At 40.0% G+C, this 13,756-nt stretch carries 15 protein-coding genes; 2 read left to right on the forward strand and 13 right to left on the reverse strand.

Annotation, left to right across the window (positions count from 1 at the left end; translation table 11 throughout):
* Positions 1-98: 98 nt before the first annotated feature.
* The 3 genes from pyrR to OZX76_RS06510 all read right to left on the reverse strand — a co-directional run bounded on the left by pyrR (position 99) and on the right by OZX76_RS06510 (position 2,678).
* Complete coding sequence (gene pyrR / locus OZX76_RS06500; RefSeq protein WP_277178856.1) at positions 99-644, reverse strand: bifunctional pyr operon transcriptional regulator/uracil phosphoribosyltransferase PyrR; 546 nt, start codon at positions 642-644, stop codon at positions 99-101.
* A gap of 145 nt (positions 645-789) precedes the next feature.
* On the reverse strand, positions 790-1,713 hold the full coding sequence (locus OZX76_RS06505; protein WP_277178858.1) for a dihydroorotate dehydrogenase: 924 nt from the start codon (positions 1,711-1,713) through the stop codon (positions 790-792).
* A 107-nt stretch (positions 1,714-1,820) separates the two neighbouring features.
* Complete coding sequence (locus tag OZX76_RS06510; RefSeq protein WP_277133512.1) at positions 1,821-2,678, reverse strand: MetQ/NlpA family ABC transporter substrate-binding protein; 858 nt, start codon at positions 2,676-2,678, stop codon at positions 1,821-1,823.
* Between the two features lie 251 nt (positions 2,679-2,929).
* Between OZX76_RS06510 and pyrF the strand changes: the two genes are divergently transcribed.
* Positions 2,930-3,637: an orotidine-5'-phosphate decarboxylase gene (gene pyrF, locus OZX76_RS06515; protein ID WP_277178860.1), complete on the forward strand. Its 708-nt coding sequence runs from the start codon at positions 2,930-2,932 to the stop codon at positions 3,635-3,637.
* Position 3,638: 1 nt separating this feature from the next.
* Positions 3,639-4,274 (forward strand): orotate phosphoribosyltransferase, encoded by a 636-nt coding sequence (gene pyrE, locus OZX76_RS06520; protein WP_277178862.1) that lies wholly within the window; start codon positions 3,639-3,641, stop codon positions 4,272-4,274.
* Positions 4,275-4,357: 83 nt separating this feature from the next.
* Here the strand turns inward: pyrE and OZX76_RS06525 are convergent, their stop codons facing one another.
* From OZX76_RS06525 to OZX76_RS06570, 10 genes are all read right to left on the reverse strand, one after another.
* Positions 4,358-4,852, reverse strand: coding sequence for an HXXEE domain-containing protein (locus OZX76_RS06525; protein ID WP_277178864.1), 495 nt, complete (start codon positions 4,850-4,852; stop codon positions 4,358-4,360).
* A 219-nt stretch (positions 4,853-5,071) separates the two neighbouring features.
* Positions 5,072-6,568, reverse strand: a complete 1,497-nt coding sequence (gene yjeM, locus OZX76_RS06530) for a glutamate/gamma-aminobutyrate family transporter YjeM (RefSeq protein ID WP_277178867.1) — start codon at positions 6,566-6,568, stop codon at positions 5,072-5,074.
* Between the two features lie 153 nt (positions 6,569-6,721).
* A complete protein-coding gene (locus OZX76_RS06535; protein WP_277178868.1) occupies positions 6,722-7,900 on the reverse strand; it encodes an MFS transporter in 1,179 nt (392 codons plus the stop codon).
* A gap of 149 nt (positions 7,901-8,049) precedes the next feature.
* On the reverse strand, positions 8,050-9,387 hold the full coding sequence (gene glnA / locus OZX76_RS06540; protein ID WP_277178870.1) for a type I glutamate--ammonia ligase: 1,338 nt from the start codon (positions 9,385-9,387) through the stop codon (positions 8,050-8,052).
* Positions 9,388-9,550: 163 nt separating this feature from the next.
* Positions 9,551-10,798 carry a methionine gamma-lyase family protein gene (locus OZX76_RS06545; RefSeq protein ID WP_277178873.1) on the reverse strand — a complete coding sequence of 416 codons (1,248 nt, stop codon included), beginning with the start codon at positions 10,796-10,798 and terminating at the stop codon, positions 9,551-9,553.
* The gene (gene miaA, locus OZX76_RS06550; protein WP_277178875.1) at positions 10,791-11,711 is read right to left on the reverse strand and encodes a tRNA (adenosine(37)-N6)-dimethylallyltransferase MiaA; all 921 of its coding nucleotides are present in this window, start codon (positions 11,709-11,711) and stop codon (positions 10,791-10,793) included. Before miaA ends, OZX76_RS06545 begins: the two co-directional genes overlap by 8 nt.
* A 70-nt stretch (positions 11,712-11,781) precedes the next feature.
* On the reverse strand, positions 11,782-12,186 hold the full coding sequence (locus tag OZX76_RS06555; protein WP_277178877.1) for a rhodanese-like domain-containing protein: 405 nt from the start codon (positions 12,184-12,186) through the stop codon (positions 11,782-11,784).
* 55 nt (positions 12,187-12,241) lie between these two features.
* Positions 12,242-12,460, reverse strand: a complete 219-nt coding sequence (locus OZX76_RS06560; protein WP_277133494.1) for a YqgQ family protein — start codon at positions 12,458-12,460, stop codon at positions 12,242-12,244.
* The gene (locus tag OZX76_RS06565; protein ID WP_277142412.1) at positions 12,460-13,137 is read right to left on the reverse strand and encodes a rhomboid family intramembrane serine protease; all 678 of its coding nucleotides are present in this window, start codon (positions 13,135-13,137) and stop codon (positions 12,460-12,462) included. Before OZX76_RS06565 ends, OZX76_RS06560 begins: the two co-directional genes overlap by 1 nt.
* A gap of 18 nt (positions 13,138-13,155) precedes the next feature.
* Positions 13,156-13,719 (reverse strand): 5-formyltetrahydrofolate cyclo-ligase, encoded by a 564-nt coding sequence (locus tag OZX76_RS06570; RefSeq protein ID WP_277178880.1) that lies wholly within the window; start codon positions 13,717-13,719, stop codon positions 13,156-13,158.
* Between the last annotated feature and the right edge of the window lie 37 nt (positions 13,720-13,756).

Below are 13,756 nucleotides of genomic sequence, written 5' to 3' on the forward strand. Positions count from 1 at the left end.
AAAGGGATTTTTGGCTTATTTTTAGATATTCCAAAAGAACTCAAACCCTTCTGACCCTCTCTGGAGTCAATTAAATGGTTGAATTAACTAAATTTATACTATTTTTCTTGTAACGGCTTGAGCGCTACACTATCTTGGCCGTCAACTTCTTCAACGTTAACAGCAACTTGTTCTTTCGATGATGTCGGAATATTCTTCCCAACAAAGTCTGCCCGAATTGGCAACTCACGGTGTCCGCGGTCAACTAAAACAGCAACGGCGATTGAACTCGGCCGGCCAATATCCATTAAAGCATCCATTGCTGCCCGAACCGTGCGACCGGTGTAAATAACATCGTCAACAAGCACAACGTGTTGATTGACAATCTCCACACCAACCTTATTCGAGTTCACAACTGGATCCTGCTTAAGAGTTGCATCATGGCGGTCATCACGATAAAGGGTAATATCAAGCTCGCCTAAAGGTATATCCACGCCTTCTAACTTTTTGATCCGGTCATGAATGCGTTTAGCTAGATAAACACCACGCGTTTTAATACCGACAAGCACCAAGTTATCGGTACCCTTATTCCGTTCAATAATTTCATAAGTAATTCGCGTTAGTGCCCGCTTCATCGCGAGTGCATCCCAAATTTCTTTTGCCATCTTGTTCTTCTTTCCATCCCAAAATAAAAGCGCCTAGTCACTGAGACCAGGCGCTAACTCGATTGCCTTGCTAGCCTCTCTGGACTAATTAAAGGGATATTAAGTTAAATATACGAACAAATTACATAATTGTCAAATAAAATTCTCAATTAAATTGGACTTGGCCGACCAAGTCACTAATATTACTAGCACCAAGCTTGGTTAACAAGCTTGGCAATTTTTGAATAATATGCGGGCAAGCAAGTTCATCATGAAAATGCGCACTACCCACAGCCACGGCACTAGCTCCTGCTAATATAAATTCAACTACATCTTCTGCAGTAGTAATGCCGCCCATCCCGATAATTGGCAGGTGCGTTATTTTAAATACTTGATGAACCTGATACAATGCCAGCGGCTTGATGCCACTACCTGAAAGACCACCAACATTGTTGCCTAAGAGCGGCTTCCGCGTTTCAAGATCAATGCGCAATCCCATCACCGTATTAATCAGTGACAAACCATCTGCGCCACCACTTTCTGCAGCACGTGCTATTTCGGTAATATCGGTCACGTTCGGCGTTAACTTAACATAAATTGGCAACGCAACCGTCTGCTTAATCGCGGCTGTCAGCTGTTCAACCAATTCTGGATGAACACCAAAGGTCATGCCGCCGCGCTCAACATTAGGACAAGAAAAATTAAGTTCTAGTGCATTAACCATCCCAGATTCTGCCAATTCTTCAGTCACCTGCACATAATCAGCCGCACTACTGCCACCAACACTAGCAATAATTGGCAAGTCAGGATATTGCTGACGTAGGTGTGGCAACTTTTCACTGACAACGCCGGCAACACCCGGGTTAGTTAACCCCACTGAATTTAAAACACCATCTTCTAAGACCGCAATTTGCGGCTGCGGATTACCACGCCGCAAATGTGGCGTCGTTGTTTTCAACACCAGTGCTCCTAACTTATTTAAATCAAACTTATTAGCAGCAGCAACATCGCCAAAACCAAAGGTACCACTTGCTGGCATTACCGGATTTTTCAGATTAAGACCGGGTATTTTTACACTAAGATTAGTCATTTTCCCTCCAAAAATGAATGCTCACAGACATTACAATTATTTTTGCAATTTATTTTACACGTTTTTAATTATTTGCCAAGATTTAATTAAACAGCTCTAGACATAACTTATTTCAACTTGACGTCCCAAACAGCCTGCTGCATCTCACCATAGAACTTATGGTAAAGCTTCTTAGTTTCCTCAGTTTGATAACATTTGACAACATGTTGGTAGTCGGGATCATTCTTCTTGTCCTCTGTCGTACAAATATTATTAATGGCACCAGCCGACTCCTTATTAATTGGTTCCACAAAAATCGTTTCTTTCGGGCCAAGGCCAGCCGGCACGGCAAAGTCATTGTTCACAATCACCGCGTCAACGGAATTAATAATCCGCGCACATTGCTCGTCACTGACTTCTTTAATCTTGATATGTTGCGGATTAGCAGTAATATCCGCAATCGTCTTTAACTTTTGCCCACTAGTTAAACTAATTAACCCGGCATTCTTTAAGACATGGAGTGCCCGCGATTCAGTTGCGGCATCATTGGGGATTGCAATTGTAGCTCCTTGCGGCAATTGGCTCAACTTATGATACTTCTTGGAGTACAAGCGAATCGGCGCAATATAGGTTTTACCAATCGAAACAATCTTTGCATGATTTGCCTTGGACCAAGTATGCATAAAAGTTGTCGTTTGAATGGCATTGAGGTCAATTTCACCGTCTCGCAAAGCCTTGTTGGGTTGATTGTAATCTGTAAAAACCTTGGTCTTAATGATAATGCCATAATCGCGTTTGGCCTTTTGGGCAACATGTTGCCAAATTACTTGCTCAGAGTTGCTTTCGCCAACGACGCCAATCGTAATCACCCGCTCTTTTGGCGCATGATTAGAAATTCCAGGGCCAAAACTAAACCAGCCGGCAACTAGCAGCACCAAAGCGATAACTGTCCAAGTAATAATATGTTTCTTTCGCTTCTTACTCATTTTTTAATTCCTTTTCGTAATTCTGTTAAACAGCTTAAATTTATATTAATTATACCAAAATAAATGACGTGCATTACCATTGCTTAAAACTATTAGCAAAAATTAGTTGTCTTTTAGTCAAGATGATGCTAAACTAACTAACAATAAACTTTAAACGGTACAGAGAGACCGCAAGTTAAACATGACTAAATACCGAAAAAGTCTATTTTGACGCGCTCTGTGCCAAAATAGACTTTTTTTGGAGGTTTGCAATGGAAAAAGCAGTTTTTGTCGCCCTTGATTATGCTAACGAGCAGGATGTTGCACAACTTTTGCCTAAACTTGGCACTGCACAAGAAACTTACTTAAAAATTGGCATGGAACTTTTTTATCATTCTGGAAGTACTTTAGTTAAACGATTAAGCAATGCAGGTTACCACATCTTTTTAGATTTAAAATTGCATGATATTCCAAATACAGTTTATAACGCGGCCAAACAACTGGCCCAGCTCAATATCTTTTGTATTACTATTCACGCACTCGGCGGTAGCAGCATGATTAAGGCGGCCAAGGACGGTTTAATCGCTGGTACGCCAGCTGGACAAGGTGTGCCTAAACTGCTAGCTGTTACGGAATTAACTTCAATTTCTGACTCAATTTTAAAAAATGAGCAAAACTGCCGCTTACCAATGAATGAGCAAGTTATCAGTCTTGCACAAACAGCACAAAAAGCTGGCGCCGATGGTGTCATTTGCTCACCTCTAGAAGTTCAAAACCTAAGAGCAAAAATTGGTCCCGACTTTCTTTACGTAACGCCGGGAATTAGACCGGCACACAGCAATAATGGCGACCAAAAGCGAGTCGCTACCCCAGCACAAGCAAAAAAATACGGCGCTAGTGCAATTGTTGTCGGCCGACCAATTACCCAAGCTGCTAACCCAGAAGCAGCCTATCAAGCAATTAAAAAGGAGTTTAACTAAGATGCATCAAGAACAAATCATTGCTAAATTAATCGCAGAAAAAATCATCACAGTTTCGCCAGACAAGCCTTTTACTTATGCAAGTGGCATGCTCTCACCAATCTACACGGATTTACGACTCACGGTTTCTTACCCCGACTTACGCGATTGGATTGCCAGCGACTTAGCTGACTTAATCAAGGCTGAGTACCCAGAAGTAACCATTATCGGTGGTGTGGCAACCGCTGGTATTCCTCATGCTGCATGGGTTGCTGCCAAGCTTGGTCTACCAATGATTTATGTTCGTCCTAAGCCTAAAGATCACGGTAAGGGGCGCCAAATTGAAGGCTGCTTCACTGACCAAGACAGAATTGTTTTAATTGATGATTTAATTACAACCGGTAGTTCTGTCCTAAATGCAGTTAAGGCAACACAAAATGAAGGCGGCAATGTTATTGGCGTCAGCTCAATTTTCACTTATTATTTGCCAGATGCTAAGCAAAACTTTGCCGCAGCTAACATTGCCTTCAATCCCCTTCTTTCTTATCCTGAATTACTAAAGAAGGAAAAAGAATTAAATTACATCAGTGCAACCGAATATGACGCACTCAAGACTTGGCACGAGGACCCGTGGCAATGGGGTAAAAAATTTAAATAAAACAAACATCTGTAAGCCAACACATAGGAAAAAATTCCTGCGTGTTTTTCTGTTTAGAAGGTATTACAATAATTTTACCTTTTTTAATTAAAAAAATTTTTGCCTATTTTAAAACAAACTTGTATGTTTAGAAAAATCAAAACTAGTATTATAACTGAACACCACAAAACAAAGGACCAATTATTCACTGGCATCATACTTATCCAATAAACACTAATGATACTACTGGCTATACCAAAAATAAGTCCCGGTACATAAGACTGAACTACAATCGCCTGAATTACATGTCCTAAAATATGGTAGTTATATGCAAGCATCAAAGCTACATAAAATTCTAAGTATGAAATTTTGAGCAATGTAATCCCAGTAATTAATACTAAAATAATAAATTCTTCAAATATTGTTAAAATAAATGTTCTTAATGATAAATTAAGATATTTGTTCAAATAGTTACCTTTAAACATTTTAGGTACTTTATTATTTATTAGCTCTTTATAATCTTTAAAGAATAAAATTTCTTCTAATTCATGGAACATGAAAACCGTTGGAAACAAAGCAATATAAATCCTAAAATCCAATTTTATCCTCCTTACTATAAAAAGCGTTTCTTAATTTATTGCTATAAGCTTTCAATTATTAACATACTTATACTAAATACTTTTACATATAAAATTCACTATACTCTACTTTTTAAGCAATAAATTTTATTTTTCGCTAAAGATTTATCCCCTTTAGATAACCATAGTAAAACCCCGAAGTTAATTTTTCTAACTTCGGGGTTCTTATTTTCTAATTATTTAAGCCGTTTTTGTATCATGGTGCTCACGATAAGTGTAATAAATATAAGCAACAACACCAAAAGCAACTGGACCAATTGCTGTCCAGAATGATGTCATGTAGTCGCCTTCCAGCAGCGGCTCAATACAAGTAAAGATAATGCCCATGGCAACAACCAACCAGACAACAATCGTTACTGCCCAAACTTTACCTTTACCCTTGATAAAGACAAACGGTCGGTCGATGTCCTTCTTCATCTTAAAGAACGGGAATACCCCAATCAAGAACAGATATGGCACAGTTGATGAAACGTTCATCATATCCATTAAAATCGTATAAAATTGTCCCGCAGCGTTACCACCAAAGGAAATAAACAAGATAATGACACTAATTAGTGCTGCTTGTGTCCACATTGCACGTTCTGGCATATTATGCTTGTTCAATTTAACTAATTTTTTAGGTAAAAGACGCGCATCACAGCCCTCAATGAAGGACTTGATTGGTGAGTAAACCATCAAGAAGGCAGCAGAAATTCCAGATAAAACATCAGCTAATCCAGCAAGCCGTGAAAAAATCGTTCCAAGAGTCAACGTTGCAGATTGCGACAAGCCCATACTGTGACCCATTACAATCCCTAAATTGTTGACCAACACATATTCCATATTGGCAATGTTAACGTTTTTGGCACCTAAAACAGCAGCCCAATTAGTTGAAATCCCACACATGAGAATATTAATTACATAGAGTCCTGTCATCAATGCCATCGCGCCCATCATTGCTTTAGGGAAAGTCTTCTCAGGCTTATCAACTGAGTCAATAACACCAGCCGAAGTTTCAAGACCGCCGTAAGCAAACAAGGCGTAAACAATAAACGACAAAACAGCAACGGGCGTTTGGAACGCTGGATTAGGCGACTTAGTAAAGTTCATCGCTGTAACTGGTTCTGCAAAATGACCATGACTAAAGGCGAAGACTAACATTGACGCTAACATGAAACCAAGAGCAATCAGAATAGCAAAGGCCCCGCCGACCTTGTCAACAGCTGTAATTTTATCAATTCCCTTAGCAGCAAAGAACGTAACAATAATCATGAAGGCAACTTCAAGCACACCCAAAAGTTGAGTCGACGACAAAAAGCCCAGATGCCAAGTTTGCGTCATGTCTTTACCTGAAATTAATGTTGACAGCGCAACAAGGAAAAATTGTGTGGACGAAACCAGCCACACCACCCAGGCGGCAAGCCAAATGAAGGTACCAACAAATGCAACCTTTTCATTAGATGACTCTTCAAGCCAAGAAAAAATACCACCCTTGACACCCTTAAAAGATGCGCCATATTCTGCAAAGATTAGTGCAGATGGTAGAAAGAACAGAATTGCTGCAATCACATACCAAATGATACTTGCATAACCCATTTGGTAGTACGCAGTCAGCGAATTACTGAACCCAAAAATGGACGAGAAGATCATTAAAATTAACGTGCCGAGTGTGATTTTTTTCGGCTGTTTATTATCCATAAATAGTAACTCCTTTTCAAATAGACCCTACTATTATGGACCTTTTTGGATAATTATTCAAAATGTCTTATTTTACTGTAATTATTTTTTAAGCAAATTTTACAATAGTTCTATTAAAAAAAGACAAGGAATAAATATCCCTGTCTTTAAATATTAATGATTATCAATCGCACTGTTCAAACGCTTACGATAACATAAATAAACAATAATCATCAACGGAATCAGCAGCAGTTGAACAGGATAGAAATAATTAATCGGTAGTAGATCATTTACAAACCCCATAATGATTGGTCCAAATGCCATCCCAATATCCAATCCCAAATAAAAGGTGCTGCTTGCCAGCCCCTGCTCATTAATCGGTGCGAGCAACAATGCCGTTGACTGCAACACGGAGTAAATAACGCCGTAGCCAATCGCCATGCCACAAGCAGCTAAACCCATTTCCCAGTTATTTTTCATCATTGCAAGTAATACCAAATAAATCGCTGTTGCGGCAGCACTCAGCCAGAACCACACACCAAAGCGAACTGTATCAAATAAATTTTTTAAGCCAATTCTAATTACCAACAATACAACAGCATAAATTAAAAAGTATGAACCAACTGCTACATTCAAGTGCCGTTCTTCTGCGTAAGTTACCAAATCTGCTTGAGTAGCAAAATACGGAAAGGCAAATAGCGTAGTTAATAGCGCAATCGGCAAATCCTTAACTTCGATAATCTTAAAATGTTTAGATTTGCTTGCTTCTTCTATCTTTTTCTTAGGCTTGGCATGATTGCCAACAAATTGAATCGTAATAATCATCAAAAAAGAAGATACCGCGGAAGCAATTATTGCCAGTCGGTAACCTGTTTTCTGATAAACATTAATCGCTAGAGCCGGCGCCACGGCCATCGCCAGTGCATTCATTAGGCCGTAAAAGCCCATGGCTTCACCGACATGCTCGCGCGGGACTAAGAATGCTAGCCAAGTAGTCATGCAAACTGTATCGAGCACATATCCAGCACCATTAATTAGCCGAAATAGTAGCAGCCAGCCACTTTTTGGCGCAAGAACGTACCCAGTTACGCCAATAAAAATTAGCACACCACCAATTAATGATAAGCGAAATTTAGAAAACTTATCCGTCAAGTTACCCGCAATTGGCCGCAAAAACATTGCGGCAATGCTCATAACCCCCACAATAATTCCCGCAAACGCACTGCTAGCACCGAGACTCTTAGCATAACCATTAATTAACGGGTTAACAAACATCGTACTAAACATGAAGAAGAACGATGCTGCCATTACCAATATTACATCTTTAGTATAAATCGATTTATGCTGTGTCACTTTTTACCTCACAAAATTAATCAATAGTACAATTTTACCACTTACGCCAAATTAAATTAATGGCTCTATTCCTTTATTTTTGCATTAATAAAAAAACAGAACCTCTTGAAGTTAATCAAGCAGTTCTGTTTAATAAATTAATCTTTTAATTAGTAACCCATGTACTTATTTCTTTCCCAGTCAGAAACAGTCTGCGTATATTGTGACCATTCCAATTCCTTAGAAGAAATAAAACTGTGTGCCAGGTGCTCACCCAAGGCATCTTGAATCAACTTGTCAGCCTTGAATGCCTTAATGGCACTGTGCAAAGTTGCTGGCAATGGTTTAATGCCCAATTCTTCGCGTTTTTCTTCGCTCATTTCAAATACATTAGAAGTAATTGGGGCCATTGGCATTTCTGCTTTCTTAATCCCATCAAGTCCAGCAGCTAGACAAGCTGCAAGCAGAAGATATGGGTTAGCAGTTGGATCAGCAGAACGCATTTCCAAACGCGTGTTGATTTCTTCAGCTGAAGGAATCCGCACCATTGGTGAGCGGTTCTTTGAAGCCCAAGAAATATAAACTGGTGCTTCAAAGCCTGGAATCAATCGCTTGTATGAGTTAACAGTTGGGTTGCCAACTGCGGTAATTGCACGAGCATGTGTCAAGATACCATTTAAGAAGTAAAGTGCGGTATTTGATAAGTGGAACTTATTGTTCTTGTCATAAAAGGCATTCTTACCATCTTTGAACAGGGACATGTTAGTGTGCATCCCGTTACCAGCTTGACCTTGAAGCGGCTTAGCCATAAATGTCGCAAATAAATTGTGCTTTTTAGCAACTTCACGAACAACCATCTTAAAGGTTTGAACACGGTCAGCAGTTGTTAATGCATCATCGAATCTGAAATCGATTTCTTGTTGACCATCACCAACTTCATGGTGAGCAGCTTCAACTTCAAAACCGATGCTTTCGAGAGTTTCAACAATATCACGACGGCAACTAGCACTTTCATCGTTTGAAGTCATGTCAAAGTATGAAGCGTGGTCTGGCACCTGAGTAGTCCAATTGCCACGCTCATCTAACTTCAACAAGTGAAATTCAGCTTCAAAACCAATATCAAAATCAGAAAAGCCCATCGTCCGCATCTGGTCAACCACACGCTTTAAGTTGTTCCGTGGATCACCAGAAAATGGCTTACCATCAGTTGTATGAACTGAACAAATCAGCCGACCAATCTTACCACCTTGACGGTCAGTCCACGGCAATACTGCCCAGGTTGAGAAATCTGGGTATAAAACCATGTCGCTTTCTTCCAAACGAACAAAACCGTCGATTGAAGACCCGTCAAAACGGATGTCATTACTCAAAACTTTTTCAAGTTGGCTATTTGGCACCTCAACGGCCTTCAAAGTACCGTTGATGTCCGTAAATGCTAATCTTAAAAAGCGAACGTCATTATCAGCAACGCTCTGTCTAATATCATCTGCTGTAATTGTTTTTGCCATTTTTTCACCTAATAAAAAATCATACAGTAATTGGTCTGGTCCTAGCAAGATTTCCTCGTTCTGCTCTAAACCTGACTAACACAATAGCAAACTCTTGTCTTAAAGTCAAAGTGGTCTAGTAGTTTTGAACCAACCTTTAACATTTTTTTAATTATTTTAAGAATTACTTGCGAAAAAACAATTCGTTAACTGCATTTGTGATTGCGATTTTGACATGTGCGTAAGTTAACCCGCCTTGCATGTAAATAGCATAAGGCGGCCGAATTGGACCATCACCAGAAAATTCAATACTTGCACCCTCAATAAAGGAGCCATCAGCCATGATTACTTTGTCTTCATAACCTGTATCATTGCTTGGAATCGGGTCGACAAAGGAATTAACCGGTGAATTTTCTTGCAGAGCTTTAGCAAAGCGAATCATTTTATCTTGATCGTGAAAAATTACGGTCTGAATCAAGTCAGTTCTATCTTCGTTCCACTTTGGCGTTACTTCCTCACCCATCTTTTCCAAAATGGCTGAAGAATAAATTGCACCTTTAATTGCATTCCCCGTTGTGTTTGGCGCAATAAAGAGACCTTCGAAGTAATCCATGTTGTTATTTAAGCTGGCACCTTCCTCGCGGCCAATACCACCAGCAGTCAAGCGCGCCGCAGTATTTTCGATTAGTTCGTGCTTGCCCACAACATAACCACCAATTTTGGCTAAGCCACCGCCGGCATTTTTAATTAATGAGCCAGCCATCAAGTCAGCGCCATATTCGGTTGGCTCGTGCTTTTCGGAAAACTCGCCATAACAATTATCAATCATAATGATACTCTTAGGACTAACCTCGCGAATCATTGCAATCATCGGCTTAATCTTGGCAACGGTGAAACTTTGCCGCGTGTCGTAGCCGCGTGAACGTTGAATAACAACCATCTTCGGTTGGTGCTTGCTCAGCAATTTACGCGCAGCATCGTAATCTACCTCGCCATCTTTTAAGTCAACGTGTGAGAATTTAACACCGTATGATTGCAAGCTGCCGCGCCCATCACCCGCAACACCAATTACTTGTTGCAGGGTGTCATAAGGCATTCCCGTTAAATAGGTTAATTCATCGCCTGGTAGCAAATTCCCCGCCATTGCTGTGGCAATCGTATGTGTGCCAGACACAAATTGTGAACGCACAAGCGCATCTTCAGTATGAAAAATCTGCGCGTAAATACGGTCTAACTTATCACGCCCCGAATCATCTGAGCCATAACCAGTGGTCCCAAGCAAATCTGCTTCTGCTACTGCCTTGTCCTTAAATGCTTGCAGCACTTTGTTCTGATTATACAAAATATTATCATCAATTTTCGCAAGCTGTGGCGCAATTTGGGTGTCTACTTCCTTAACAATTTCTTGTAATTTTTCTGGCCAATTATTCATGAAGCCATTCCTCAACTTTCTCTTCTATTTCTATAATACAATTTTGGTCATTCAACGGGTCAAACCAGTGACATGGCAATTGATGACGAAAATACGTCAATTGCCGCTTCGCATACCGCCGCGAAGCTGTCTTTAGCTGCTCAACACAATCGGGCAGGCTTTGTTCTCCCTTAAAGTATGGGAAGAACTCTTTATAGCCAATTGCCTGCAAGATTTGGTGTTCGCGTTCGCGATTTTGGTAAACAAATTCGGCTTCCTTAAGCATCCCCTGAGTCATCATCTGGTCAACTCGCAAATTAATTCGGCGGTAAATTGCCTCTCGCTCAGAATTTAAACCAATAATCAAATAATCATAGCGTGGTTCAATTTTAGATTGCTGCTGGGAAAACTTTTGCCCAGTCCGCTCAATTACAGTCAGCGCTCGTAAGGTGCGCCGAGAATTAGCCACGGGTATTTTACGAGCGGCATCTGCATCACGCTTATTCAACTCTTGCCACAAAGACTCCGACCCTTTTTTGTCTAAAAAATCTTGCCACTTAGCGGCAATCGCTGTCTCATGCTCATCTTTTTCACCCAGTTGCATCTGGTTAAGCAGGGCATTAACATAAAAGCCGGTCCCACCAACTAATAGTGGTAACTTGCCCTTAGCCGCAATCTTATTAATTGCTGATTGGGCTTGTGTGACAAAATCCTTAACTGAATATTGTTCAAAGACCGATTGCGTATCAACTAAATAATGCTTAACTTGAGCTTGCTCTTGCGGCGTTGCCTTTGCCGTTCCAATTGCTACTTCGCGATAGACCTGCATTGAATCGCCAGAAACAATTTCACCATTCAAGTTTTGGGCTAATTTGATAGCTAAGCCAGTCTTCCCGATCGCTGTCGGTCCTACAATTGCTAGTACTTTTTGCATCTCGAATATCCTTTTTCGGTATAAAAGCAAAAAACACGTTTGCGCGAATGCTCCAAACATGTTCTTCTAATTAATATTTAGATGTTTTTGTGCGACCATTCCACTCATCAAAACCATTTTTGAGCCATTTAATCGAAGTAAAGTGCTTTTTTTGCAAAAATCTGGCAGCTCTTAAAGTTACGATTAATGAGTCAGAGTACAAATATACCGGTAAATCAGTTCTAAGTTCACCGTATTGGTATTTCAGGGTAGTATAAGGCAAGTTGCGTGCACCATCGATATGCTTTCTCTTAAATGGCGCTTTTTCACGTAAATCAACGATTTGCGCCTTTCTCATTCCCTGATTAAATTCTTCGTTAGTTAAATCACCGCTACCAAGACGCTTAGTCTGGAACTTATTCCAAAGCCAAACTGCAACAAAAGCCAGAATGATAGCTACTAATACAACATCCAAAATAATTAAAAAAGTTGACATCGGTTAAACTCTTTTCTAAATAAACTTATAAGAATAATTTTACTACTAAATTATTCTAGCTTCTATGCTTTTCTTTTTCTTTGCGTTCTTCATACTCATGTTCACGCCGCAAAATCATCTTTGCAACCAGATAATCATGCTTGTCAATTAGGCGCGAACGGTTAATATTGTCAAGTTCAAGGGCCATCAGCTCAATGTCCCAAATGCGCTTACCAACGTGCACCAAGACACCATATTTTTCAAGGAGCTGCTGAACATCATACAAGGTCTTCATTAGAATCTAATAACCATACCCATTCTAACAGTAGCAACTAAATAGACAATCAGAACGCAAAGAGCAACTATCCGCCACTTTGTAGAATATTTTTGTAAAGCGCGGTCACCTAAAATAATTGCTAACAAAAGTCCTGTGATTAAACCACCAATATGACCCTGAATGTCAATATTAGTATCAAATAGGTCAAGAACAATATTGATTACGGCGAGCCAAAGTGCCTGTTTGCCCAAATAAACAAGAACTGGATTATCGCGATTACGCAAACCAATTGCCGTCATTGCACCCATTAGACCAAAAAGTGCGGTCGAAGCACCGGCACTAATTGCTTGGTCACTGCCAAGAGCTAAACTCAACAAATTGCCGCCAATCCCTGATAACAAATAAACTGCTAAAAAGCGCCAATGACCTAAAATTTGCTCCATATAAACACCGAGGTAATAAATCATCACGGCGTTTGAAACAATATGCATGATTCCCATATGCAAGAATTGCGCCGTAAACAGGCGCCACCATTGACCACCTGCGACTACAGCATAGTTGCTCATTGCGCCCATTTTTATTAAAACAGCGGTATTCTGTGAGCCACCCAAGGCGGTTTCCATTAAAAAGACCACAAACAAAACAATTAAAATGATCCACGTCATATAACTATCTTTAAAACTTTGCTTTTGCATAATTGCCTCGCTAATTTATCAGACCAGATTGGAAGTAATCAGCGTTTGGATTGGAATATCCGTCTGCTCAACATTCCACTCAGTCGTATTAAAAATCATTTGTGAATTTGCTAGAGCAACAGTTTTAGCCTGCTTATGCTTTGCTAGAAAGCGATCATAATAACCGCCACCAAAGCCAAGTCGCTGGTGCGTATCTTCAGCAAATGCAAGTCCAGGAACAATAATCAAATCCAAATCATTGTTGATCTTGGCACTTGGATCATTAACTTCCATCACGCCAAACTTAGACGCAGTCAGCTTAGTCATATAACTATAATACAGAAAATCTTGTGAATGTTCTGGATTATTATTGGCTTTAGCCAAGTAGACATCTTTACCCTGATCCCAGAGTAAAGCAATTAGGCGCGAGGTATCAACCTCATAAGCTAATGAGGAAGTCACACCAATTGTTTGGCTACTTTTGAGTCCATCCCAAGCCATTATTTTTTCTAATAGCTGGCGATCCTCCTGCTCTTTTTGTTCAGTTGCCGCAAAATCCTGCAAACGACTTATTTGTTTCTGCCGTAAATCTTTTTTGTTCATCGATTTCTTTCACTACAAAAAATAGCAGGAACACATG

The organism is Lactobacillus sp. ESL0677, from assembly GCF_029392875.1.
Classification (GTDB): Bacteria; Bacillota; Bacilli; order Lactobacillales; family Lactobacillaceae; genus Lactobacillus.